Source organism: Chlamydia sp. (assembly GCF_017472245.1).
GTDB lineage: Bacteria > Chlamydiota > Chlamydiia > Chlamydiales > Chlamydiaceae > Chlamydia.
This window is the reverse complement of record NZ_JAFUQR010000008.1, coordinates 86,978-111,811: the sequence shown is the minus strand read 5'-3', so window position 1 is coordinate 111,811 and position 24,834 is coordinate 86,978. Positions and strand designations below refer to the sequence as shown.

Sequence of the window (24,834 nt, the reverse complement as noted above, 5' to 3'; positions counted from 1 at the left end):
TGTTGTTAATAATGTTTTTCTTGAAAAAGATGCTTTTATTTTCTAAAATGTGCGTTTTTCATTTTAAAAAGAAAAAGAAAAACGCTAAATGGATTTTAAGCTGCCTATTTACTGCGTCGGAGTGACCCAAAATGCAGAAAACGTCACCAGGATAGCAATTTTACAGAAAACCTGTAAAGCGTGGCGTCTTTGTCGTTGCGAAGAGCTCGCGGAAGGGGTTCCATTATCTTTGCCTAAAAGATCCTTATCTTTAAAGATTGTTTTGTACTTACAAGGAAGAGAGACTTTAGTAAAAAGTGTTATCTCTTCTTTAAAAAGCAAAAAATATTTTTTAAAAATGGTCTATGCGGAGCAAGAAGCTACTGCAGCGCTCCCCTTGAAAAACCTCGTTGTTACACATAGTCTTGGAAAATGGAATTCTCATCAAGAAAGGGCCGTTACATTATGGATGTTACAAAGACAATCTGTTGTTAAAGAGATGGCTGTTTTAGAAGAAAAAGGGGGGATTGCCACGACGATCTCTTGTCGAGCTAAAGATATCTTTTCTGCTCTTCAACACTCTCTTTTACATCAGCTCACAGCTTATTTTTTTGTATATGAAAGTATAGACGAAACGATATGTATCTTTGTTCAAGAAGGGTCCTTACTATTGTCTCGGGGATTTAGAAATGATGCTACAAACCTGTTGGATGACTTGTTGGCATCTTTCGTCTATGTTCAAGAGACATATAAAGTGTCTTTGTCAGAAATTCATGGGGCTTATCTATCCAATTCTTTACGTATTTTATTAAGCCGACGGGCTGGAGTGCCTGTAATCATTAGCCCCCTGTTCCCAGAGCTTTCTGCAGATCAAGAACCTTATCGCGATGCGGTCGCTGCAGCCTATCATGAAGTACGTGGTAAAGATCCTTGTTTTTCTTATGGAATGCAAGACTTTTCTAGAAAAGCATGTCGTCGTTGGTTGCAAAGAAAAATATGGACTATCACTAAGTTCGCTTTAGCAGGTGCCTTTGCTGTATTTGTAGGCAGTGGTTTAGAAACCCTGCTGGTAGTTCGAAATACTCGACGAGTCTTTGAAGAAGTATCTTTTGGAGAAACATTACCGTACACACTTCGCTCAGCTCAACAGGTAGTGAAAGAGGTTTGTGATTCTGATCATAGTTCAGGATATGAGTATTTTCCTACAGTCCCTACGAGCCAAGAAGTGATGGAGAAGCTGGGTCAGATGACAGAGGGTCTTCCTTCTCTTTCCTTCTCTCGCTATGTGTATAAACTAGAAAATATTCCTTATGAGAACAATCCTTCGGGAGAGTATCGAGCTTATGTTTCCTTACAAGGATTTGCTAATGATGAAGATTTTTCATCTTTCGTGGACAAATTATCGGTTTGGTTGGGTTCGGCGGTTCTTTCTACAAAGTTAGCAGACCGAAATTTTGATGTACGAATGGCTTTGAAAGGGAGGGGGTAATGCGGCGGCTCTGGATTTTGACTTTACTATTTTTGGCTAGTTGTGTTGCCCCTCTTCCTGCGATAGGTGTGTGGTGCTGGCGGCAACGTATCAATGCAGCTTGGGAAGATTTGCTTAAGGATATGCAAGCGTTGCAAAATAGACGGGATCGTGTTCACCGGGTAGCAGTCAAGAATGCTCAGTGGAAGGCGTCTCGACAACAAGTAGATTTTTCTGACTGGATCGCAAAGGGAGAGCAGCTTGTTTTTTTAAATAGGGAACGGGAAGCAGTTGGTCAGCTTCCTATCACGACTTGGGTAGGAAGAAGCCGTGAGATCAAAGATCGGCAAGCTTTCTTACAAGATAACCGGTTGTTTTGGGAAGAAAAAGAGTTGGGAAGCCATCATAAGTTATTTTCTTTACGAAAAAAGATCCAAGTAGAGGGAGAAGATCTTCCTAGTTTATTGAAGTTATTTGATCTTAAAGATCCTCAAATCCCTTTGGTGTTTCTCTCTTATTGGGAAATGACTAGACAGACTTCTTCATTAGGAAACGAGGTGTGGGTTGTGCACGCGGAGGCTTGGGGACGATGTTTATAACTAGAAGCATCAAGTTGTGTTTGTGTTTTCTTTTACTTAATGGATTAGTAGATGCGGGAGTTTATGATAAACTTCGCCTTACGGGGATTAATATTATTGATAGGAATGGTCTTTCTGAGACAATTTGCTCCAAAGAAAAATTACAAAAATATACGAAGGTTGATTTCCTTTCCCCTCAACCCTATCAAAAAGTCATGCGTACCTACAAGAATGCTTCGGGGGAGGCTGTTGCCTGTTTAACGACTTACTATCCAAATGGACAAATTCGGCAATATTTAGAGTGTTTGAATAACCGAGCTTTTGGACGTTATCGTGAATGGCATAGTAACGGAAAGATTCGTATTCAAGCTGAAGTTATCGGCGGTATCGCAGATTTACATCCTTCTGCAGAAGCGGGATGGTTATTCGATGGAATAACGTATGCTTATGATAGTGAGGGACAACTAGAGGCTGTTATTCAATATGAAAAAGGCTTTTTAGAGGGAGTCTCTACCTATTATCACTCTAACGGAAATGTGTGGAAACAATGCCCTTATCATAAAGGAGTGGCTCATGGAGATTTTCTGATATTCACTGAAGAAGGGAGTCTTTTAAAAAAGCAAACTTTTTGTAAAGGGTTGTTGTCAGGAAGCTCGTTACGCTATGAACCCAATTCTCAACAACTACTTGCCGAAGAAGAATTTTTTCAAGGAAAACTTTGGACAGGAAAATATTACGATCCAGCCACTAAGGCAGAACTTTTTCGTGTAGTAGATGGTAAAGGAAAACAAGCGGTTTACGGAAAATATGCAGTTATAGAAACACGACAAATCCTTCGTGGGGTTACACATGGAGAGGTCGTGGTTTTCGATGAGACAGGAACAGAGGTTCGACAAACTTATTCTCTAATCAACGATCACAAAGAGGGGGAAGAGGTATTTTTTTACCCGCTGGGAGGAGGGAAAAAAATGTCGTTAACCTGGTCTAAAGGTATTTTACAGGGATCAGTAAAAACTTGGTATCCGAATGGAACTTTAGAGAGCAGTAAAGAACTTGTCCAAAATAAAAAACAGGGACTTTTGATGCTGTACTATCCTGAAGGACAGATTATGGCAACCGAAGAGTACGCGGAAGATCTGCTGATTAAAGGTGAGTATTTTCGACCCGATGATCGTTACCCATACGCTAAAGTAGAAAAAGGTTGTGGGACAGCGGCCTTTTTTAGTCCGACAGGAGGACTTTTAAAAAAAGTTTTTTATGAAGATGGTAAGCCTGTTATTCACTCATGAAGACAATTGTAGAGCAGAAGTTTTGTTTACGGCGAGAGGGATTAGCTAGACGTGAGCAAATTCCTCCTTTTCGAAGGAAGGAAGCTGCTCGTCATTTGTGGGATTTTGTTGTTCATCATATTCCTAAAGGATTGGTGTTGTCTTACGTTCCCTTTCGTGCCGAGCTAGATGTTCATGCAATTAATATTTGGTTGGCTCAACAGAAACGGGTTCTTTTTCCAAAAATACAAGGATTGGATTTAATCCCTGTTGCATTTTCTTTTGCGGAGACGCAAAGACTTTCTTCTCCGAAAGACTTAGATGCTGTAAAAGGAGAGGCAGTGGATGCACGATGCATTACAGCAGCCTTGGTTCCCGCTGTCGTTTTTGATCAGAATAAATTCCGCTTGGGATATGGCGGGGGATATTATGATCGGTTTTTGATGAGATATCCATATATTTGGACTGTAGGGGTAGGTTTTAAGGAGCAACAGATAGTACATCTTCCTAGGGAAGAACATGATATTCCTTTAAATATGCTGTATTTGACGTAATAAGAATTTATGTTTTTATGAGGAAAAATGGCAGGTGTTTTTTGAAATTCTAGCACTTGACTGTTGCCTTTGAAATATTGCAAACTGACGCCACGAAATACAAGAGGTTGTAGGTAGCAACCTCCTAGAGTAGAGTCTTCTAGGAAGCGCAACAAGGAGTATACATGAGCGTTCCCGACCGAAAAAGGGCTTTGGAAGCCGCCATTGCTTATATTGAAAAACAGTTTGGCGCAGGATCCATCATGAGTTTAGGAAAACATTCCTCTGCTCATGAGATATCGACTATCAAAACAGGTGCATTGTCGTTAGATTTAGCCTTGGGAATAGGTGGGGTTCCTAAAGGAAGAATTATAGAGATTTTTGGTCCAGAGTCTTCTGGAAAGACAACTCTGGCAACGCATATAGTAGCTAATGCTCAAAAAATGGGGGGAGTAGCAGCCTATATCGATGCTGAGCATGCTTTAGACCCTAATTACGCGGCATTAATAGGTGCTAATATTAATGACTTGATGATCTCTCAACCTGATTGTGGAGAGGATGCTTTGAGTATTGCAGAGCTTTTAGCACGATCCGGAGCTGTAGATGTCATCGTTATCGATTCTGTTGCTGCTTTAGTTCCAAAAAGTGAGTTGGAAGGAGAAATTGGAGACGTGCATGTGGGCTTACAAGCTCGTATGATGTCGCAAGCTTTACGAAAATTGACAGCAACTTTAGCACGAACAAATACTTGTGCAATTTTTATTAACCAAATTCGTGAGAAAATAGGCGTGAGTTTTGGTAACCCGGAAACAACAACCGGGGGGCGAGCGCTTAAGTTCTATTCTTCTATTCGTATAGATATTCGGCGTATCGGCTCCATAAAAGGAGGAGAAAACTTCGATATAGGAAACCGAATTAAGGTGAAGGTTGCTAAGAACAAATTAGCTCCTCCATTCAGAACTGCTGAATTCGATATTTTATTTAATGAAGGAATCTCTTCCGCAGGATGTATTATCGATCTTGCTGTAGAGAAGAATATTATTGATAAGAAAGGCTCTTGGTTTAATTACCAAGATCGCAAGTTAGGTCAAGGACGAGAAGCTGTTCGAGAAGAACTAAAAAGAAATAAAGAGTTGTTCCAGGAGTTGGAGCGACGCATTTATGAATCTGTACAAGCTTCCTCGATGCAAACTCTTGCATCCTCTTGTATGGAACAGGAACCCCGAGAGGTTGTCGAGACAATTAAATAGCTTTAGGTACCTACTGAAGTTGGTTGTGACACAAGGGAAAGAGGTGCACTCTTTCCCTTTTTGTTGCGCACGTTTTTATGATTGTCCCCCCCCTCCCTCCGAAATCACAGAGGAACTTGTTTTATACTTTTTCTTTGAAAGGTTAAATTTTTTTGATATAAACTCCACAACTCTTTAACGGGTTGCTTTTTGTACTGTTGAAGTGAACTAGGCAGCTTAGATAAAAAGATCCGACTTAAAAGTAAGGTATTTTAAGGAAAGAGAAGGCTTTGTGGTTCGCATTTTCTTGCTAGTGGGTTTTCTCCTCTCTTGTTTTTCTGCAGGAGGTAAGTTATATCTGTTTTTTGCTTCTAAAGACTCTTCGTTGGCACAACATGAAAGTAAATATCGGACCATCGCAAGGCTCCGAGAAGGAAGCACCTTGGCAGAGGGGCTCCCTGTAGAGCAAGAACAAATGTATTTACTCTGCTGTCAGGGATTTGCTTTGCAAATTCAAAAAAAATTCAAAGAATCTGAAGAGATTTTCTCTCGTATCTATAAAAGAAAGACAACTGCTCCCTTCTTTTTAAATAGGGAGTTGTTAGAGGGACGCATTCTGAATGCGTATTTTTTAGATAATATGCCGCTAATGGCGGAATATATTGCTGAGTTAGAAAAAGAGAAAGGAGTAGAAGCGCATCTTTGGTTTTTCAAAGCTTTATATGCACATCGTGTCAAAGAATATAATGCAACTATCGAAGCTTTTTCTTTATGGTTTGAGCATGTGGATCAGAATAAGCCGCTATGCTTAGATACAAACATTTACGAGTTGTTTCCTCCCTATGTTTTGGAAGATATAGCCGCAGAGAGCTTAATTTGTTCTGGGCAATATACAGAAGGGCGGATCGTTCTTGATAGAATTTTTAATAAAATTCTTTCTCGGGAATACGTTTGGTCCACGGATATGTACAACCGCTTAGTATTAATGTTGGGGAAAAGTTATCTACTGGAGTTGCAAGAAGGTGTACGAAGCGACTTATTACCAGAATATTATGCAACGATTATTTTCTATCAGAAACAAATGCGGGGATTTGACGCGTTTGTTTACAAAACATTTTTCCCAGAAAGTTCTCTTATTCCTACATTGATGCAGCACATTTGTGTTGTTCCAGAAACCATGCTCCCTCTTTTCATGGATGCGCTACTGCTTTGGGAGAATAGTTATGTACACCCGAATTATGCGTTAGTTTTAGATGGTATCAAAAAAGAAGTGGTGGCAGGTTCCGGATATGCGCAAAAGATATGCCATGCAATCGCTAATTCAAAAATTCAAAAATTAAAAGAGAAGGCTATTGAGTCTTTTAGCGATGAGCTTGTCTTTTGGGTAGCACAAGGGAATACCCGATTGGCTAGTGAGTACTTAGCATTGTTAAAGATTTTGGAACCACGAACTTCTTGGGGATATAAATTACTGCTTTCTAAGCAAGATATTATGAAAATGGTTTGTGAAGATGATGAACACTATACGCGCCTCAAAGAATATTTGATTTTATGGGAAGAGCAAGATGTTTCTGATGTAGATCGGCAACAGTTAGTGCATTATCTCTTTTTCAGTGCTAAGCATTTATGGAGAAGCGGACAAGAAAAAGCGTGTTTGCGCTTACTCAAAGAGATTATGTCTTTTTCTCAACGAGAGAAGGCATGTCAAAATCGAGTTCTGCAATTTGTGAAGCGTTTTTATAAACAAGCTTTAGCTATGCGGACCTTCTCTCAACTCATGTTGATAGAAAATTTTTTAGATGAAGAGGATTTCCCGAAAACATTAGCTTGTGATGCAGAAATTGCGAACTGTCTCGCGGATGCGCAATATCTATTCTCTAAAGGAGATTACCAGCTTTGCATAATATATAGCTCTTGGCTTGTGCGAGTATCTTCTTCTAAGGAAGCTTTACGATTGCTGGGGTTAAGCCTAGTGGAACAGAAAGAATATCATCAGGCTTGGGAAGTTTTGCAAAAACTTTCGTCGAAAGAGGATGGTTGCAATTCTCAAGTGCAAAAAGCATCGCTTTTATGCTATAAGCATGTAGCGCAAAGGTAGAAAAATTCTTTTCTCTGTGAACGTACATTCGCTTGTTCAAGATAGTTTACAATCTTTAGTAGATCAGCATGTCCTTCTTCCTTTTGATATTGCTTTTGCTCAAAAACACTTGTCTCAAAAGGATTCTCCCCCACAAGCAGAGGCTTTTTTGGCTGTAGCATCCGCCTTGTTGCGTTGCGGATATCCATATTTCTCCATTCATGAAGAGGCAATGAGTCCTACTCTTCCTGGGATTACAAATCGGGAGTTATTTCAATGGTTTCAGGCTCTTCCTCGTGAGGTGAAGACCGCTCTTTTTGAAGTTGTTAATGAGAAAATTTATTTGCGGCCACTTTTTCTTTTACGTGAGCAGGTTTTTCAAAAACTTCAGGTATTGGTGAAAGCAATTCCTCGCATCCCTCTTGTCTTTGAGGAGATTCCTCAGCTTTCAGAAGAACAGAATCGAGTGTTGAAAAATGTGTTAAATTCCTGTTTTTCCCTTGTTTGTGGAGGGCCTGGAACAGGAAAGACTTTTCTAGCTGTACAAATGATTCGGTTGGTGCTTTCTCAAATTCCTTCGGCACAGATTGTGGTTGCTTCTCCCACAGGGAAAGCGTCTACTCATTTACACAGCGTGTTAACTTCTCAGGGGATTATTGGAGATTCTGTAGAAGTAGTTACTATTCATAAATTTTTGAAAGACACGCGTAACGGACGCTCTCCAGCGGATTTGCTCTTAGTAGATGAGGGATCTATGGTGACCATGAATCTTTTACATGGTCTGATAAAGACTATACGGGGAGAGTATCGAGGGGAAACTGTATTCACAGATAGAATAGTCGTTTTTGGGGATGCCAATCAGCTTCCACCGATAGGAATTGGGGTAGGAAATCCTTTTCGTGAGATTGTTTCAGGATTCTCTAAGCAGACTTTCTCCTTATCTACTTGTCATCGAGCGAAGCATAAAGAATTACAAGAGTTAGCCTATGCTGTTCTTCAGAAACAACCGATACCCTTTCAGCAGTTACCCAGTCGTCGCGAAGCAATTCGAAGACTGTCGACTGCATTTATGCGAGCAGCTGAGGAAGGGGTATCATTATGTGTATTGACTCCCATGAGACAGGGGCCTTGGGGGTTTTTACAATTGAATCAACTACTATTTAATGAAATGCAAGAGCATTATCCGCAGGTATCTATTCCCATTATGGTTACAGAGAGATATGAAACTTGGGGATTAACAAATGGAGATACAGGAGTTCTGGATCCTCTGACACACAAACTTTGTTTTATGAATGGAGAGATTCTACAAAAAGAGGATTTTCCTCATTACTCCTACAATTATGTTATGTCGGTTCACAAAAGTCAGGGTAGTGAGTATGATCGTGTGATCATTATTTTTCCCAAGGGAAGCGAAGCTTTTGATTCCGCGATTCTTTATACAGCGATCACAAGAACGAAACAGCATGTAGAAATTTGGGCAGACCGTGAGACGTTGGATGCACTCATTTTGAAAAAAGGGCGTTATTAAGGGAACTGGCACAGTTTTTGCTCCTAATAAGAAGTGAACGATTCCAGAAAAAAGGAGCGGCCATATGGATCGGTTATCTCAGGTACACCAAGAGTTAGCCCGTTTAGAATTTATTAATGATCAACTTCAGTCAGAAAGAGCATATATCCATAACTTATTGTGTGCTATAGGATTTCCTGAAGGTTTGAAGACTATAGCTGCGATAGCGAATGAGGTACTTGCTGAGGAAGATCCTCAAGGATAGAGCAAGCTCCTTTTCTTTTGTGATACAAAAAAGTTCTGCCCTGGGTTTATTCGGGCTGTGAACAGGTTATCCAGAAGTTTTTTGTCTAACTTTAAGAAAAAGAGTCTCCCAAATAGTGCTGTCGTACCATGGGATTTGCGATCATTTGTGCGGAAGATCCTTCAAAAAAGATCTTCCCATCAATAATGAGGTAACATCGATCAGCAATAGACAGCAATTCCTTAGCATTGTGATCTGTAATTAAGATGCCGATGCCCCGACTGGCTAAAATTTTGATGAGATATTTAACATTTTGAATCACAAGAGGATCTACGTTAGCAAACGGCTCATCTAATAAAAGGACGCTGGGATTCAAAGCAAGAACACAAGCAATTTCTAATCGGCGCCGCTCGCCTCCGGACAAAGAGCCTGCTTTTTTATGTAAGCTGGTTGTCAACTGAAGATCATCGATAAGGGCATTCAGTAAATGAGTTTGTTCCTTACGTGTTTTGTAGATAATTTCAAGGACACAAATCAGGTTTTCTTTAACGGTGAGCTCTTTAAAAATCGTAGGTTCTTGTGCTAGATAGCCAATCCCCAGGCGGGCGCGATAGTCCATAGATTTTTTGGTGATATCTGTATTTTTAAAGAGAATTTTCCCTGAATCGGGGCGGATTAATCCCACAGTTTGATAAAAAGCGGTGGTTTTCCCTGCTCCATTTGGACCTAATAATCCAACGATCTCTCCAGCGTTGACTTGAAAGGATACGTCGTTGGTAACGGGTTTTTTATTATATTTTTTGACTAGGTTACAAACAGATAGTACTGGCATAAAAAAGTTAGTCCCTAAGTAAGGAAAGAGAGAGAACTTTCATTCCGCCCTCAGCAATTCCCTTATTGGTTTCTGATGTTGTATCCGAGTTCGTATCGGGGTCATTAATAGAAAAACAACAATTATACACGCTCAAAGAATAATCTTTGTAATTAAGGAGCCCTCCTGTTCCTCGAAAAAACATAGCACGCTCTGCTGTTTCGGTTTGTAGACTCCCTGTCAGATGCGATAGGAGTTCTCGACAGTATACATTTGCATTTGAGAGATGCAGCTCCATACAAGACTTGTCTATCGCACAGTAAAAAAATTGTTTTTCAGGGGAAATAATGCGCTTGCGTACACCAAGTTTCTTTATTTTTAAAAAAGGAGGCGAGGGGAGAGAGGAATCTTGGGGTACGAGAGTGAGATTCGTAAAATTTCCCATTTTGACGACAGCTAATGCTGTGCCGCAAACACATAATACTAAAATAAAAGTGCACCAAATTCCGTGAAAAAGAAATTTTGTCATACAGAAACCGTATCCATTTCTTGAATGTAGGAAAAGAGCTGAGCCCAAGAAGGAAGTAATCGCTCTAGGTCTTTTAGAGAAAGCATAGAAGCAGCATCACTAAGAGCGGAAGTGGGGTTTGGATGAGTTTCGATAAATAATCCGTGTACTCCAGCAGCGATTGCTGAGCGGGTTAATACTGGGATGAATTCTGTTTGTCCGCCACTTTGGCTGTGTAACGCCCCCGGAAGTTGTACAGAATGTGTGCCATCAAAGATAACAGGAAAGCCAAAGCGGCGGAGAACTTCGATGGAACGCATGTCAGAAACAAGATTATTATATCCGAAAGAATAACCTCTTTCAGTCAGAATGATTTTATTATTCCCTGTGGAAAGGACTTTATCGATCGGTCCTTGCATTTCCCAAGGAGAAAGAAATTGCCCTTTTTTAATATTGACAATAGCTTGGGTCTCTCCTGCAGTAACAAGTAGATCTGTCTGCCGACATAAGAAGGCGGGTACTTGGATAATATCGCAGACTTTAGCGGCTTCGCGAGCTTCTTCAGGAGAATGCACATCGGTTAAGATCTCCACATCTAGCTCTTCCTTAATTTTGGCAAGAATTTGTAGGCCGAGTTTTAGTCCTGGTCCGCGATAGTTTTGTATGGACGAGCGATTAGCCTTGTCATAACTACTTTTAAAGATCCAGTGGACAGAAGACGAGTAAGGAGCAACTATCTCTTTTAATCGTCGTGCAGTTTCGAAAACAGAATGGTTTTCAATAACACAGGGGCCTGCTATCAGAAGCATTTTGTTATTCGGGAACATAAAAAATTATCCTTCTTTAGAGTAGATTTTGCGCGTTTAGTCTGGGTTATAGAAAGCTCTTTAGATGACAGAAACTTGACTATACACCATTTATGTTTGATTGGTATGAGAAACCTTACAAAATCCCGAAGAAGGAAGAGGGCTTCCAGAAAATCGAAATCTGCGGTATAGTATTTCCAGCACCATAAGGAGTGATCTCTTTCTTTTTGGACCGATAGCTCAGTGGATAGAGCATCCGCCTTCTAAGCGGATGGTCGCAGGTTCGAATCCTGCTCGGTCCGAAACACATGGCGCGTCCTTTGCTGGATTACGCATCTTTCTCTTGTGAAAAATACTTTTGCCTCAAGTAAAATACAAAAAAGTCTTTGTGCTTGGGGAGTTGCTTGTATGGACACACAGTTCGTAACGGATCGATCTGTTCAGAACCAGAAAATGCCTTCTGTTGAAGGAAGATTGAGAAATGAGACTGTTCCCTCCACCATGACTTTTGATGGGCCAGTGCGTTCTTTAGATCAGTTGCGTCAGGCTCTTATTGCTAAAATGGGAGAGCAGAAAGGGCAGGAAATGTACGACCGCTTCTTGCAATCCTTACTTATCTCTACATTTACAACTGTCCATAAGGAGATGGATAGAGCCCAACGTGCCTCAAAAAGAATGCGTTCTGTTTACAAAGACTGATGGAAATCCTCTACTTCTTAGCTTTTCTTCTGCGTGAGGAAGAGATAGACAGGTTGAGCAGTGATCAAAGCACAACTGTCCTATTCGATGCTGAGAAATATTTGATGCCGATTCGCTATAAGCAGAGGGTTTACTTAGCAAAGCCTGTAAAGAAGTTTCCTATGTCTGTGGAGGCCTGGCAGCTACAGGTAAGACATGTCACAAGCCTATGGCAACAACGGTTTCATTTTTTTCTGGATCGTGATCCCTTGTTACTCGCTTGCGAGGCTAAACAAGTGATTATGGAAGGGGTTTTCGATCTTTTTATTAGCATTTCTTAACGATTGGTGAGGTTGAATAAAATCTTTTCCGAGCGATATCATAATCGGGTTGCAAATAGATAAGCTGTATTCTAAGGAGTTCTCCCTTGGAAATCGTTGCCCCATCAACTTTTTTTTCTTTTGTTGTTAACGAGGCGTTGATAGGACGCCTAGATAAAGGCCTTGTCTTGTATCATGGAGCCTATTCTCGCGCCTTTTATCAGCAACAGATAGAGAGTGGGCGCGTTCGTGTCAATGGGCAAGTGCGAACACGCGTTTCGTATTTGCTGGTTCCCGGAGATGAGGTGGAGGTTGATCTGATTGAAGAAGAGGCTCCCTCCTCTCTATTACCAGAGGATATTCCTCTGGATAAGGTCTATGAAGATGATATGGTTTTAGTTATCAATAAACCTCGCAATATGGTGGTTCATCCAGCACCGGGACATCTACAAGGAACGGTAGTGCATGCCTTGCTTCATGAAATCGGGGAGCGCCTAAAACAAGAGTTCCCTGAGGAGCCTTGGCGTCCAGGGATTGTACATCGCTTAGACAAAGACACTTCAGGGCTTCTTATTACAGTAAAAACACGGCGAGCTAAGGCTCTATATGGTGAGCTCTTTGCAAAGAAACAGATTAAGAAACTCTATATTGCTATTTGTATAAAAGCCCCTACTCAAGAGAAGATTCATACGCGCATAGCACGTCATCCTGTAAAACGAAAGGAAATGATGGTAGTCGCTAAAAACTCGGAGGGAGGAAAGGAAGCTATCACACATTGCCGTGTTTTAGCTTCAAATGGACAGTTGAGTGTAGTTGCCTTATATCCAGAGACGGGGAGAACTCATCAGCTTCGTGTACATATGAAATATCTTGGAACTCCGATTCTCGGAGATCCCGTTTATGGGCTCCCTGCCATAAACTTTCGTTACGGTCTTGACAAACAACAATTACATGCCTATAGCTTAGTTTTTACTCATCCGGAGAGTGCGGAGCGAGTAGAGCTAGTGACAAAGCTTCCAGACGACATGAGTTCCCTCATAGAAAAGGAGTTTAGAGAAGGACTTTCTGTAATGGATAGTTCGTGTGATTGGTCTGAAATGACTAGGTAGTTTTGTTTTTTAAATAAGAAATGTAAAATTATATTAAGTTATTATTTTATTTTTCTTTCACATCTTCGAAAAAGCTTGTGTAGGGTTTGCTTCGCATGAAAGAGTTTTTAGCATATATTGTCAAAAATCTTGTTGATAAGCCAGAGGAAGTGCATCTGAAAGAGGTGCAGGGGACGAATACGATTATTTATGAACTCACAGTTGCTAAGGGAGACATTGGTAAGATTATTGGGAAGGAAGGACGAACAATCAAAGCGATTCGTACCTTGCTCGTCTCCGTTGCAAGTCGAGACAATGTGAAAGTTAGCCTAGAAATCATGGAAGAACGATAAGCGTGAGCTTCTTTTGTCTTCTGTTTTCACGGTTTTGTGGACGTGCAGTACACATGCGTCGTGATGCAGATTTTTTTTCTTCGGAAGGAAGGTAATCTTTATTGATATAAAGGTTTGTCTTACTTCAGGGTTAGAGAGTCTTCTTCATGAAGGGTCGTGGCTTCCCTAACTTTCTTGTGAGTGACCGCTTTGTCAGAGGGTAAGCTTTCAAATATTTCTATTTTTGTCTTTCGTTTTCCGAGATGCTTGTAGGTATCAAGAAGTTTTTTGATATAAAGAATCGTATATTTTTTCAGTTGATCCAAATCTTTCTGTACTAGCCCGCGCTTTTTCTCTAAGGAGGCCAGTTCCTTTTCGTACGAGCTTTCATCAAAACAAAGTATTTTTTTGATGGTTAACGAAGCAAGTTGTGTGGTTGCTTGCTTATCGGGAGGAAGCAGTGTTCCAAGAAAAGGTGCTAAAGCTTCTAGAACTGCATTGTGAATCGCACTTGTTGAGGGTACCGTTTTTCGTTTGGAAAGCATAGCACGGACAACATCATAGAGCTTGTGTTTGATAAATAGATATTCAAGCGTTTTATGGTAAAGTTCTCGATTGAGCGAGTTTTCTAAAATCAAGAGTTCTTTTTTTAGATAGTTTTGGAGAGTCTCAGTGTGTAAACGTAGGATCTCGCTAATGGTAGTTTCCCAAGGTTTCCCTTGATAGATAGCCGTGGGTCTAGAGGTTAAGACAACTTGACACTCAGTATAAGCATACAGAGGTTGTAGTAGGTCCTTAGCATGTACTCCTTTAGGGAGTTTGATTTCAATATGAGGAAGATCTGTCGAGAAATCTTGAATAGAATCGATTTTGATGATCCCACGTTTAGCAGCATTTTCAATGGAGCGAATCAGAGTTTCTGTCGTTGTTGATGGGCAGATCTCTTTAATTAGTAAAGTTTTATCGTTGATAATGTCTATGGTTGCACGGATAGTGATAGATCCTAAGCCATCCTGGTAATCGGAAGCATCCATGACTCCTCCGGAGGTAAAGTCCGGAAGAAGAGAGAACGAACGGTCATTGAGTATAGCAATTTGAGCTTCTAGTAATTCGCAGAAGTTGTGAGGAAAGATTTTTGTAGTCATGCCTACGGCAATACCATCTACTCCATGGAGAAGCAATACGGGAATTTTCGCGGCTAGAATATCCGGTTCTTGTTCCCGTCCATCATAAGAATCATGAAATGTCATGAGATCGGTATTAAAAAGTACTTCTTTCGCTAAAGGACTCAGACGAGCTTCTATGTAACGAGCTGCAGCATGAGGATCTCCTGTGAGAGGATTCCCGAAATTTCCCTGTGTTTCTATAAGGAAGCCTTTGTTTGCTAGAACAACAAGGGCTTCCACAATAGGTGCATCACCATGAGGGTGTAGCGCCATCGTCCGGCCAGCAATATTGGCTACTTTATGCATTTTCCCGTCATCCATGCGGAATAAAGTCCAAAGGAGACGCCTTTGCACAGGCTTAAGCCCATCTAAAACATGAGGAATTGCGCGCTCTAAGATTACGTAAGACGCGTATTGTGTGAAATGAGTCTTAAATAAGTCTGAAATATCGCTCATACATTGGTAACTAGATTTTCAATAATAAACTGTTTTCTTTCCTTGGTATTTTTCCCCATATAGAACTGTAAGAGAGAATCTAAAGTGTCTTTGTTAGGGAGAGAGACAGGCGTTAGGCGCATATCTGCACCAATAAAAGACTTAAATTCTTTAGGGGAAATTTCTCCGAGACCCTTAAAACGAGTGATCTCAAGAGCAGCTTCTTTTTTTCCAAGTTGCTTTATTGTAGCCAATTTTTCTTCCTCTGAGTAGCAATAAAAGGTGTCATCTTTATAACGAACTTTAAAAAGAGGGGTTTCTAAGATAAACAGATGGTTGCGCTCAACGAGAGGAAGAAAAGTTTTTAGGAAAAAGGTAATCATTAAATTACGAATATGCATTCCATCAACATCAGCATCTGTAGCTAAGATAATGTAATTGTAACGAAGATTTTCAAAAGAATTTTTATGTAGCCCCAGAGCTGTTGCTAGGTAAAAGAGTTCATCATTCTTGTAGATAGTTTCATCTTTTGATGAAAAGACGTTCATGGGTTTCCCTCGTAGAGAGAAGACAGCTTGTGTTAAAGGATTTCGAGAAGCAAGGATGGAGGCAGAAGCAGATTCTCCTTCGGTAATGAAAATCGAAGAATTCTTGCCATACAAAGAGTTGTCTGTGAAATGGAACTTACAATCCCGAAGCTTCGGAATTTTATAGTGCAGTTTTTTTTGTTTATCTTTGAGCTCTTGCTTAAGAAGTTGTACATTTTTTCGGGTTTTTTCATTGAATTTGATTTTTTCTTGGATGCGCTCTGCACTTAAGGGATGTTGTTTCAGGCAAGAGAGGACAGCTTCTTTCACACGTTTGGCTAAGTCTGCGCGGATGTCAGTATTCCCAAGTTTGTTTTTTGTTTGAGATTCAAAAATGGGAGAGGCGATTTTAATCGCGATGCAGCCAGCAAGGCCATCGCGAATATCTTGGGAGGAGAAATTTTTCCCGAAAAATTCGTTAATACCCTTAACCACACCTTCCTTGAAAGCTGTGAGATGTGTCCCGCCATCTGTGGTCTCTTGTCCATTAACAAAGGAGCGGTATTGTTCCGAAGAGGTCTCTGTATGGGAAAAGAGAAAGGATAGATCCGGATGCTGGAAAGCAATAGGAGGATAGAGAACCGCTTGTTGAATCTCTTCTTCGAAAAGATCTGTTAGGCCAAATTGAGAGATAAAGGATTCTCCGTTGTAAAAAATCTTTAAGCCAGGATGGAGATAGGTATATTGACGAATTTTCTTTTTTAAAAATTCAGAGTGAAAAGAAAAATGAGCAAACAGTTCTTGATCAGGAGAAAAGACGATTTCTGTGCCATCGGGATCTTCAGTATATCCTTGCTCTGTGTTCAAGAGAATACCCTTGGAGAAAGAGGCTTTCAGAAATTTTTTGTTCCGCACAGAACGTACAGAGAAATGTTGTGATAAGGCGTTGACTGCTTTGAGTCCCACACCATTTAGTCCAACAGAAAAATGAAAGACATCTTGGGTATACTTAGCTCCAGTATTAATCTTGGAAACACAATCAATAACCTTGCCTAAAGGGATTCCTCGTCCTTCATCTCGGACGGAAAGTTTATGAGCATCTCCAGTTATAAAGATAGTTTGTCCATACCCCATGACAAATTCATCGATGGCATTGTCAACAACTTCTTTAAATAGAGTATATACCCCATCTTCCGGTTGAGAGCCATCTCCTAGTCGTCCAATGTACATACCAGCTCGGAGACGAATATGATCTAAAGAAGCTAAAGAGACGATAGAAGCTTCTGAGTAGGACATTTTTTTTCGCATAAGAATTCTTAGAATAAAATTAAGATTTAATAAAGGATGCTATGGTTTCTAAAAACAAACGGTTATAGTTATGCTCTCTTTAGAAAATTAATGTAAGGCGTAGTATTTCTTTTATCTCGCACCTCTATATGTGGCGACATTCTGAATGGTAAGAGCCTTTTTAACGTTTTTGTTATTTTAAGCTCTAGAGTACAAGTGGGTTTCTTTTTCGAAATAGCAAGAGGGGAAGAGCAGATCAAAAATATTGGTATAAAATCAAGAAACAAGGAGAATAAGCCGACGGGAACCACAGTGGTTAGAGAAGGAAAAGACGAATGAGGACAAAGCTTTCGTTAGGTGTTATTGGAGTAAGCTATCGGGAGACTCCTTTGCAACAACGAGAGCAAGTTCTTCAGATTTTACAACAAGCACAGGTTTCTTTAGATCAAGATCCCTTTCTAGAAGAGGGCAACTATGTTTTGCTATCCACTTGTCATCGGGTAGAGTTGTACGGTATCGCTACGGATGAGTTGTTTTTCGCCTTAAAAAAGGACATGCTTGCTTTAGGGGCAACGCCCTATTTTTATCGGAATCATGAATGTTTTTCTCATTTGTTTTGTGTAGCGGGAGGCTTGGATAGCCTAGTTCTTGGAGAGACAGAGATTCAAGGGCAGGTTAGACGCGCTTATTTGCAAGCTGCTGGAGAGCGGAAACTTTCTTTTATTCTCCATTTTCTTTTTCAAAAAGCTCTTAAAGAGGGGAAGAGTTTTCGGGCAAAAGGATGCGCTCCTCGCTCGGGGATCACAATCTCAACCTTTGTTAATCAAGAACTACAAAAACGAAAGATTGCTCTGAACTCAGCCTTGTTATTCATGGGGTATTCCGAGATTAACCGTATGGTTGCTCATGATTTGCAAAAGCAAGGGTTTTCCTGTCTTACTTTCTGTTCTCGTCAAGAACTCCCTATGTTATTAGCTCATCAAGTTTTGCGAGAAGAAGTGTCTTTTCGTGATCCTTATCAGGTAGTGTTTTTGGGTTCTTCAGAACTTCTTCGTACTCCTCCTTATCCGAATTGGGAACAAATTTGGGATTTCCCAGAGCGAGTAGTATTTGATTTTGCAGTTCCTCGAGCTCTTTCTGCGCAAGCAGCCTTTTGTCATAACTATATCGATATGGAACAAATCAGCGAATGGTTAAGGCAACATCAACTTCAAGTTAGCGTAACACAACTCCAAAGTTTACAAGAGGGGGCTTATCGTTGCTGGGAGTCTTTAGATCGTCGGCTTGAACGTCGTTTTTGTGTTGCGCCTCATGCTTAAGCAAATGCTCATATATGTGAAACTTAAGAAAAGTTTTCTCAAAAGATAAGACAACAAAATGCAGTTTGTGAAAGCAAAGAAAAATAGATGAGAGACTATTTGAGAGCCTTTATAAAAAAAAGACCAAAAACGAATTTTTTTTTCGTTTTGTTACGGACTTTTTAAAGCAAGAACTTTCAAGTTGACATATTCGTGTATTAGAGGTACGTTGCCCTATTTGGCCTTTCATTCGGAAGCTTGCGAATTCCCTAGATGATGGAATGCAAAGTCTTGATAGAAAGCAGGGAGGGGGGATCTGTTAAGCTACGCTTAACCTAAGAACAAAGATCAAAAGGAAGATGGGCTTCTCTTGAGATTTCTTAGATACGTGTTATTTCTTGTATAGATGATTTTTTTGATGAAGGTGCATGTTCTCCGTATGTTATGACACAAGATCTACTTTAACCCAGAGAGTTGTGTCTAAGGGAGACTCCAAAGGAAGTGTGCTTAGGAGATGTCTTTAGAAATCAAAGGAACGAGTCGATTATATCCAATTTTTCTGGAATTCTTTTCTGCTTTACATTGAAAGAGATAAAAGAAAAAACAGAAAAGGCCTTGCTGTCGAGATGAGAAATCGTTTTTCTTTTTAAGGTGGGTATTGGCATAACTCAGCATAAGGTCAGTGGGTCTTTTTCCAACAGCTAAGTATAGAGTATTGCAGACCCAGCGCTTTCTGCTAGAGATAAACTCGTGAACACATGTTAGAAAAGTTGGTAAAAAATTTTGTGGCTTACATGGGAGTGGCGTCCGAATTAGAATTCGACGCCGATGGAGCCTATGTGCTGCCAATCAGTAGTCTTGTACGGCTACGTGTTCGCCAGAATGCTGATGAAGAAATTATCATCAGCGCTTTTTTGGGAGAAATTCCCACATCTATGGATATAGAAAAAGCATATACCCGAATGATGGAAGGCAATTTATTTGGTCAGGAAACCGGGGGAGCTGCTTTAGGACTTGATAGTGACGGACATGCAGTGCTTGTGCGGCGTGTTCCAGGCGAGGTCTCTCAAGAAGATTTTGCCAATTACGTAGAAAGTGTCTTGAATTATGCCGAGGCATGGCTTGAAGATTTAGGGTTAAGTAGAACGGAGCAGGAGTAAGGGATGGGGATACGCTTAGTTGTTGATAAAGGGCCCTTGTCTGGAACCGTCATTATTTTAGAGAATGGAACCAGCTGGTCGCTCGGAAGTGATGGAAAGGCAAGTGACATTCTTTTGCAGGATGATAAGCTTGCTCCTATTCAGATTCGTATAACAGCGAGGGGGGGCAAGTATTATCTCGAAAACCTAGATTTGTCACGGCCAGTTTCTGTGAATGGCTCTGTTATCAGCGACCCTGTCTTATTGAAAGACAAGGATTCTTTCGCTATGGGAAGCTGTCAGTTTTCCTTTTTTGAGGGAGAGGCTGTAGAAGGTGATATAGAAATATCAATACAAACGGGAGATAATAGTGAACAAGAGCAGGTAGAGCAGAACGTTTCTAGCTCTTCTGCAGGAACAGGGAACTCATCTTCTCCGAAAGCTTCTTCCACTTCTGGAGAAGCTTCAAGTCAGGCAACAGAAAAAGAACAAGAATTAGCGGCGTCTTTTTTAGCTTCTGTTAAACAGGATGGCAGTGAAGCAAGAGAGAATTCTCATCAAAATATTTCTCCGGAAGAGGGGAAAGCAGCTCCTGTTACCGAAGAGGCTAAAAATCTTAAACCGTCTTTAGTAAATCAAGAACAACCTAAACAAACTACTCCATCAGGCAGTGGTGAATCAACCCAATCTCAAAACGTGAGTATGGAAGAGAACAAAACATCGCCCGATCAAAATCAGCAGTCGCAGCTTTCTTCTGCTTCAGAACCTGTTTTTTCAAGCCCCGAGAGCGAGGAACAGCCTGCTCAAACACCACCAGCCCCTGCGGATGCTTCTGAGCAACCTGCAGAAACTGAAGATTTAGCAGAAGAAAATCCTTCAGCTCCAGTTGAAGGTACTTCTGAGAAAGAAGAAGAAAATCCTGAATTAAGTGAAGAAGAAAAAAGACCTGAAGAGGAGGAGCCTGTCGAGGAAAAAACAAATACAGAGCAATCTGAGGCAGCGTCTAACGAAGAGAAAAAAGAAGAAGTTTTGGCTCCCTTTAATGTTCAAGATTTGTTCCGGTTTGATCAAGGAGTCTTTCCTGCCGAGATAGAAGATCTCGCGCAGAAACAAGTGGCCGTAGATTTAACACAGCCTTCTCGATTTTTATTAAAAGTTCTTGCAGGGGCTAATATTGGCGCAGAGTTTCATTTAGACAGTGGAAAAACTTATATCATTGGAAGCGATCCTACAGTTGCAGATATTGTTTTGAGTGATATGAGTATTTCGCGTCAGCATGCGAAAATCATCATAGGAAATGATAACACGGTCTTAATTGAGGATTTAGGCAGTAAAAATGGGGTAATTGTTGAAGGTCGAAAGATCGAGAATCAATCCACTCTTTCTGCTAATCAAGTTGTTGCTCTAGGAACAACATTATTCTTACTCGTTGACTATGCGGCTCCTTCCAACACAGTAATGGCAACCATTTCTTCGGAAGATTATGGTCTATTTGGGCGACCACAGTCTCCGGAAGAGGTTGCTGCTAGAATAGAAGAAGAAGAAGAAGAAAAGAGAAAGCGAGCGACATTACCAACAGGGGCATTTATTTTAACGCTATTCATAGGTGGATTAGCGCTTCTTTTTGGAATAGGAACAGCTTCTTTATTCCATACAACGGAAGTCGTTTCTGTAGATCAAGTAGACTTGATCCACGATATCGAGCATGTTATTCATCAGTTTCCTACTGTACGGTTTACATTTAATAAAAATAATGGGCAGTTATTTTTAATTGGTCACGTAAGTAACAGCATCGATAAGAGTGAATTACTATATAAAGTCGATGCGTTGCCGTTTGTCAAATCTGTTGATGATAATGTCATTGATGATGAAGCAGTATGGCAAGAGATGAATATCTTGCTCTCTAAAAAGCCTGAATTTAAAGGCATTAGCATGCAATCCCCAGAGCCAGGGATTTTTGTGATCAGTGGCTACTTAAAAACGGAAGAACAAGCAGCTTGCTTAGCTGATTATTTGAACCTACATTTTAATTATCTTTCGTTGTTAGACAACAAAGTTGTGGTTGAATCCCAAGTCATGAAAGCCCTTGCTGGGCATCTGATACAATCTGGCTTCGCCAATGTGCACGTTTCTTTTACTAATGGAGAAGCTGTTTTAACAGGATATATCAACAACAAGGATGCTGATAAATTCCGAACAGTTGTGCAAGAATTGCAAGATATTGTTGGAATTCGTGTTGTGAAGAACTTTGTTGTCTTGCTGCCTGCTGAAGAAGGGGTTATTGATTTGAATATGCGGTATCCCGGTCGTTATCGGGTAACTGGGTTTTCTAAATGTGGGGATATCAGCATCAATGTAGTCGTTAATGGGCGTATTTTAACTCGAGGTGATGTTTTAGATGGAATGACGGTAACGAGCATTCAGCCGCATTGTATCTTTTTAGAACGGGAAGGGTTGAAATATAAAATTGAGTACAATAAATAGGCGATTCGAGGTTTATTTAATTCTTCCAGGTAGGAATAAATCTATGTTTAATATGGAAAATTCGGCAGCTAAAGAAGAAAAGGCTGCACGACAGTTATTTGATCTAGAGCAGGACATGCACGATTTAACCAAAGCCCATGAAATAAACACCAATGTACAGAATAAAGTACAAATGCTGACATCTTCTCTTCGAGAAGGAGCTTCTAAAGAGTCTTTTGAGAAACAACAAACATTACTCGCGGGATATGTAGCTCTTCAAAAGGTGCTAGGACGTATCAACCGTAAAATGATGTAATGTAAACGGTAAAGGAGAGAGTATCTATGGCGAGCGGTAGTTGTTCGGCTTTTAATTTCAATCAGATGCTGGATGGCGTATGCAAATACGTTCAAGGAGTACAGCAATATCTAACAGAATTAGAAACATCCACGCAAGGAACTGTAGACCTGGGGACAATGTTTAATTTGCAGTTCCGTATGCAAATTTTGTCTCAATATATGGAGTCGGTATCCAACATCTTGACTGCGGTGAATACAGAGATGATCACCATGGCAAGAGCTGTTAAAGGAAGTTAATAAAATAAGAGATGAGTCATGGCTGATTTGGATGTATTTAAAGAAGATTTTGCATTGTTGTTTGAAGCGGGAATGGTCGCTATCAAACAGGGGGATGAGGCTAGTGCTAAAGCTTTGTTTCAGGCATTGCATGTGTTAGATCCTGAGCATGCAGGATATGAATTAGGGGTGGGTCTGATTTATTTGCATAAGATGGAACTAACAAAAGCAGAAAACCTATTTCGTGCTGTTGCTGAAAAAGATCCAGATAATTGGAGCGCTAAGGCATTTCTATCATTAACGTTAATGATGATCGTGCTTCAACAGGGAAGTTCCTTTGAAGTTCGTAGAGAAAGTTTAGAGCGTTGCTTACTTTTAGCTGAGCAAGTACTAGAGAATTGTGAAATAGAGTCAACAAGAGCTTTAGTAAGATCGGTTCTTGATTGGCACGATGGGTTAGTTGCTAAAAGTGGTGGCCCTTTAAATTAGATTAGAGGAAGAACGAGGTATACTGTGATAGATCCTCTTAAGCTTTTTCCAAATTTCGATGGGGATCAGGAGAATGTTGGGGTTAATAAACCCGCAGCATCTCCTATGCCCAGCGAATTAAGTAAGAATATAGCCTCTTTTTCTTTAGGAGGCGAGAATGCAGCTTTTGATTCGAGGGTATCCGCTGAGAAATTATCTTTGATGGCTATGATGCAAGATAAAAATTCAAAGTTGATCGATCCAGAGTTAGAAGAAGCTTTAGATTCTGAAGAGTTGCAAGAGCAAATTCATTTGTTGAAACATCGTTTGTGGGATGCGCAAATGCAAATGCAAAATCAGAATCCAGATCGGTTAGCTGCAGAGCATATGGATGCTTTGGATGTAATCGTTAATTTGATCAATGGAGATTTGCAGACTATAGCTGAACACACACAACAGACGATCCAGCACGAGAACAGTGGTGAGGAAAGATCAGTAACACGCAAGATGGTAGATTGGGTTTCTTCAGGAGAAGAGATTTTAAATCGGGCGTTGTTATATTTTTCTGATCGTAATGGAGAAAGAGAAACGCTTGCAGACTTCTTAAAAGTTCAATATGCCGTTCAGAGAGCTACGCAACGTGCGGAGTTATTTGCCAGTATTTTGGGCGCGACAGTAAGTAGCATAAAAACGATCATGACAACACAGTTAGGTTAACATGGAAGAGCTCACGACCGAGTTTGATTCGCTCATGACGCAATTGCCTGATGTGCAATTGACAGCTGTTGTTGGGCGTATTATCGAAGTTGTCGGGATGTTAATCAAAGCTGTTGTTCCCGATGTTCGGGTTGGCGAGGTGTGTTTAGTGAAACGCCACGAAATGGAGCCCTTAGTCACCGAGGTTGTTGGGTTTACGCAAAACTTTGTATTCCTTTCCCCTTTAGGGGAGTTAACAGGAGTGAGCCCTTCTTCCGAAGTGATATCCACAGGCTTACCTTTACATATTCGGGCGGGAGCGGGGCTGTTAGGTCGTGTGTTAAATGGTCTAGGAGAGCCTATTGATACGGAGACGAAGGGGCCTCTCCAAGATGTCGATGCTATTTATCCTATTTTTAAAGCTCCCCCAGATCCATTACATCGAGCAAAGCTACGTACAATTTTGTCTACGGGAGTTCGATGCATTGATGGTATGCTTACTGTTGCCAAAGGACAACGAGTCGGTATTTTCGCTGGAGCGGGAGTAGGAAAATCTTCTTTATTGGGGATGATTGCTCGTAATGCGGAAGAAGCAGATATTAACGTAATTGCGTTGATCGGGGAACGGGGACGAGAAGTTCGGGAATTCATAGAGAATGACCTCGGTGAAGAAGGAATGAAACGTTCTGTGATTGTTGTTTCTACGTCTGATCAGTCCTCACAATTACGATTAAATGCTGCTTATGTAGGTACTGCTATAGCGGAATATTTTAGAGACCAAGGTAAGACAGTGATTCTTATGATGGATTCCGTGACGCGTTTTGCTCGAGCTTTGCGTGAGGTTGGTCTTGCAGCTGGAGAGCCTCCTGCCCGTGCTGGATATACACCTTCTGTGTTTTCGACCTTGCCTAAATTATTGGAAAGAGCGGGCGCGTCTGAAAAAGGAACAATCACTGCGTTTTATACCGTGTTAGTGGCTGGGGATGATATGAATGAGCCTGTAGCGGATGAAGTTAAATCCATTTTGGATGGACACATCGTTCTTTCTAATGCATTAGCACAAGCTTATCATTACCCTGCAATTGATGTGTTAGCGTCTATTAGCCGATTATTGACAGCGATTGTTCCTGATGAACAGCGACGTATTATTGGTCGAGCTCGAGAAGTTTTAGCAAAATATAAAGCGAATGAAATGTTGATTCGTATTGGGGAATATCGTCGAGGATCTGATCGCGAAGTGGATTTTGCTATTGATCATATTGATAAATTGAATCGTTTCCTCAAACAAGACATTCATGAAAAAACGAATTATGAGGAAGCTGCTCAACAGTTACGGGCAATATTCCGATAAGTCTA

At 40.7% G+C, this 24,834-nt stretch carries 25 protein-coding genes and 1 tRNA gene; 21 read left to right on the top strand and 5 right to left on the bottom strand.

What is annotated here, in order from left to right; translation table 11 throughout:
- Window positions 1-88 precede the first annotated feature (88 nt).
- The 8 genes from IJ490_RS03565 to IJ490_RS03530 all read left to right on the top strand — a co-directional run bounded on the left by IJ490_RS03565 (window position 89) and on the right by IJ490_RS03530 (window position 8,904).
- Window positions 89-1,468: a hypothetical protein gene (locus IJ490_RS03565; RefSeq protein WP_291894226.1), complete on the top strand. Its 1,380-nt coding sequence runs from the start codon at window positions 89-91 to the stop codon at window positions 1,466-1,468.
- Entirely contained in the window at window positions 1,468-2,046 is a 579-nt protein-coding gene (locus IJ490_RS03560; RefSeq protein ID WP_291894223.1) for a hypothetical protein, read from the top strand. The genes IJ490_RS03565 and IJ490_RS03560 overlap by 1 nt, the downstream gene beginning before the upstream one ends.
- Window positions 2,037-3,314: a toxin-antitoxin system YwqK family antitoxin gene (locus IJ490_RS03555; protein WP_291894221.1), complete on the top strand. Its 1,278-nt coding sequence runs from the start codon at window positions 2,037-2,039 to the stop codon at window positions 3,312-3,314. The genes IJ490_RS03560 and IJ490_RS03555 overlap by 10 nt, the downstream gene beginning before the upstream one ends.
- The gene (locus tag IJ490_RS03550) at window positions 3,311-3,847 is read left to right on the top strand and encodes a 5-formyltetrahydrofolate cyclo-ligase (protein ID WP_291894218.1); all 537 of its coding nucleotides are present in this window, start codon (window positions 3,311-3,313) and stop codon (window positions 3,845-3,847) included. Before IJ490_RS03555 ends, IJ490_RS03550 begins: the two co-directional genes overlap by 4 nt.
- A gap of 164 nt (window positions 3,848-4,011) precedes the next feature.
- Window positions 4,012-5,076, top strand: a complete 1,065-nt coding sequence (recA, locus tag IJ490_RS03545) for a recombinase RecA (protein WP_291894215.1) — start codon at window positions 4,012-4,014, stop codon at window positions 5,074-5,076.
- A 271-nt stretch (window positions 5,077-5,347) separates the two neighbouring features.
- Window positions 5,348-7,153: a DUF1347 family protein gene (locus IJ490_RS03540; RefSeq protein WP_291894212.1), complete on the top strand. Its 1,806-nt coding sequence runs from the start codon at window positions 5,348-5,350 to the stop codon at window positions 7,151-7,153.
- A 16-nt stretch (window positions 7,154-7,169) separates the two neighbouring features.
- The gene (gene recD, locus IJ490_RS03535; protein ID WP_291894209.1) at window positions 7,170-8,660 is read left to right on the top strand and encodes an exodeoxyribonuclease V subunit alpha; all 1,491 of its coding nucleotides are present in this window, start codon (window positions 7,170-7,172) and stop codon (window positions 8,658-8,660) included.
- A 64-nt stretch (window positions 8,661-8,724) separates the two neighbouring features.
- A complete protein-coding gene (locus IJ490_RS03530) occupies window positions 8,725-8,904 on the top strand; it encodes a hypothetical protein (protein ID WP_291894206.1) in 180 nt (59 codons plus the stop codon).
- 91 nt (window positions 8,905-8,995) lie between these two features.
- Here IJ490_RS03530 and lptB read toward each other — a convergent pair whose 3' ends face one another.
- The 3 genes from lptB to kdsA are packed head-to-tail and all read right to left on the bottom strand — an operon-like array spanning window position 8,996 to window position 11,029.
- Window positions 8,996-9,715, bottom strand: a complete 720-nt coding sequence (gene lptB / locus IJ490_RS03525) for an LPS export ABC transporter ATP-binding protein (protein WP_291894203.1) — start codon at window positions 9,713-9,715, stop codon at window positions 8,996-8,998.
- A gap of 7 nt (window positions 9,716-9,722) precedes the next feature.
- Window positions 9,723-10,223, bottom strand: coding sequence for a DUF1137 domain-containing protein (locus IJ490_RS03520; RefSeq protein ID WP_291894200.1), 501 nt, complete (start codon window positions 10,221-10,223; stop codon window positions 9,723-9,725).
- Window positions 10,220-11,029, bottom strand: coding sequence for a 3-deoxy-8-phosphooctulonate synthase (kdsA, locus tag IJ490_RS03515; RefSeq protein ID WP_291894197.1), 810 nt, complete (start codon window positions 11,027-11,029; stop codon window positions 10,220-10,222). Before kdsA ends, IJ490_RS03520 begins: the two co-directional genes overlap by 4 nt.
- A gap of 208 nt (window positions 11,030-11,237) precedes the next feature.
- Here kdsA and IJ490_RS03510 point away from each other — a divergent pair.
- The 5 genes from IJ490_RS03510 to IJ490_RS03490 all read left to right on the top strand — a co-directional run bounded on the left by IJ490_RS03510 (window position 11,238) and on the right by IJ490_RS03490 (window position 13,447).
- Window positions 11,238-11,310: transfer RNA gene (locus IJ490_RS03510), tRNA-Arg, on the top strand.
- Window positions 11,311-11,416: 106 nt separating this feature from the next.
- Window positions 11,417-11,707 (top strand): hypothetical protein, encoded by a 291-nt coding sequence (locus IJ490_RS03505; protein ID WP_291894194.1) that lies wholly within the window; start codon window positions 11,417-11,419, stop codon window positions 11,705-11,707.
- A complete protein-coding gene (locus tag IJ490_RS03500) occupies window positions 11,707-12,027 on the top strand; it encodes a hypothetical protein (protein ID WP_291894191.1) in 321 nt (106 codons plus the stop codon). Before IJ490_RS03505 ends, IJ490_RS03500 begins: the two co-directional genes overlap by 1 nt.
- An 86-nt stretch (window positions 12,028-12,113) precedes the next feature.
- Complete coding sequence (locus IJ490_RS03495) at window positions 12,114-13,115, top strand: RluA family pseudouridine synthase (protein WP_291894186.1); 1,002 nt, start codon at window positions 12,114-12,116, stop codon at window positions 13,113-13,115.
- Window positions 13,116-13,210: 95 nt separating this feature from the next.
- Entirely contained in the window at window positions 13,211-13,447 is a 237-nt protein-coding gene (locus IJ490_RS03490; protein WP_009872031.1) for a KH domain-containing protein, read from the top strand.
- A 119-nt stretch (window positions 13,448-13,566) separates the two neighbouring features.
- Here the strand turns inward: IJ490_RS03490 and IJ490_RS03485 are convergent, their stop codons facing one another.
- Together IJ490_RS03485 and IJ490_RS03480 are read right to left on the bottom strand one after the other, a co-directional pair.
- Window positions 13,567-15,048 carry a DNA gyrase subunit A gene (locus tag IJ490_RS03485; RefSeq protein WP_291894157.1) on the bottom strand — a complete coding sequence of 494 codons (1,482 nt, stop codon included), beginning with the start codon at window positions 15,046-15,048 and terminating at the stop codon, window positions 13,567-13,569.
- Window positions 15,045-16,862 (bottom strand): DNA topoisomerase IV subunit B, encoded by a 1,818-nt coding sequence (locus IJ490_RS03480; RefSeq protein WP_291894155.1) that lies wholly within the window; start codon window positions 16,860-16,862, stop codon window positions 15,045-15,047. Before IJ490_RS03480 ends, IJ490_RS03485 begins: the two co-directional genes overlap by 4 nt.
- A gap of 314 nt (window positions 16,863-17,176) precedes the next feature.
- Between IJ490_RS03480 and IJ490_RS03475 the strand changes: the two genes are divergently transcribed.
- From IJ490_RS03475 to cdsN, 8 genes are all read left to right on the top strand, one after another.
- On the top strand, window positions 17,177-18,160 hold the full coding sequence (locus IJ490_RS03475; RefSeq protein WP_291894153.1) for a glutamyl-tRNA reductase: 984 nt from the start codon (window positions 17,177-17,179) through the stop codon (window positions 18,158-18,160).
- A gap of 737 nt (window positions 18,161-18,897) precedes the next feature.
- Complete coding sequence (locus tag IJ490_RS03470) at window positions 18,898-19,299, top strand: CesT family type III secretion system chaperone (protein WP_291894151.1); 402 nt, start codon at window positions 18,898-18,900, stop codon at window positions 19,297-19,299.
- A 3-nt stretch (window positions 19,300-19,302) separates the two neighbouring features.
- The gene (gene sctD / locus IJ490_RS03465) at window positions 19,303-21,762 is read left to right on the top strand and encodes a type III secretion system inner membrane ring subunit SctD (RefSeq protein WP_291894148.1); all 2,460 of its coding nucleotides are present in this window, start codon (window positions 19,303-19,305) and stop codon (window positions 21,760-21,762) included.
- 43 nt (window positions 21,763-21,805) lie between these two features.
- Window positions 21,806-22,057, top strand: a complete 252-nt coding sequence (locus IJ490_RS03460) for a DUF5398 domain-containing protein (RefSeq protein WP_291894145.1) — start codon at window positions 21,806-21,808, stop codon at window positions 22,055-22,057.
- 26 nt (window positions 22,058-22,083) lie between these two features.
- Window positions 22,084-22,335 carry a type III secretion system protein CdsF gene (gene cdsF, locus IJ490_RS03455; protein ID WP_009872038.1) on the top strand — a complete coding sequence of 84 codons (252 nt, stop codon included), beginning with the start codon at window positions 22,084-22,086 and terminating at the stop codon, window positions 22,333-22,335.
- A gap of 18 nt (window positions 22,336-22,353) precedes the next feature.
- On the top strand, window positions 22,354-22,803 hold the full coding sequence (locus tag IJ490_RS03450; protein ID WP_291894018.1) for a hypothetical protein: 450 nt from the start codon (window positions 22,354-22,356) through the stop codon (window positions 22,801-22,803).
- A gap of 24 nt (window positions 22,804-22,827) precedes the next feature.
- Window positions 22,828-23,499 carry a hypothetical protein gene (locus IJ490_RS03445; protein ID WP_291894015.1) on the top strand — a complete coding sequence of 224 codons (672 nt, stop codon included), beginning with the start codon at window positions 22,828-22,830 and terminating at the stop codon, window positions 23,497-23,499.
- A 1-nt stretch (window position 23,500) separates the two neighbouring features.
- The gene (gene cdsN / locus IJ490_RS03440) at window positions 23,501-24,829 is read left to right on the top strand and encodes a SctN family type III secretion system ATPase CdsN (RefSeq protein WP_291894012.1); all 1,329 of its coding nucleotides are present in this window, start codon (window positions 23,501-23,503) and stop codon (window positions 24,827-24,829) included.
- Window positions 24,830-24,834 lie beyond the last annotated feature (5 nt).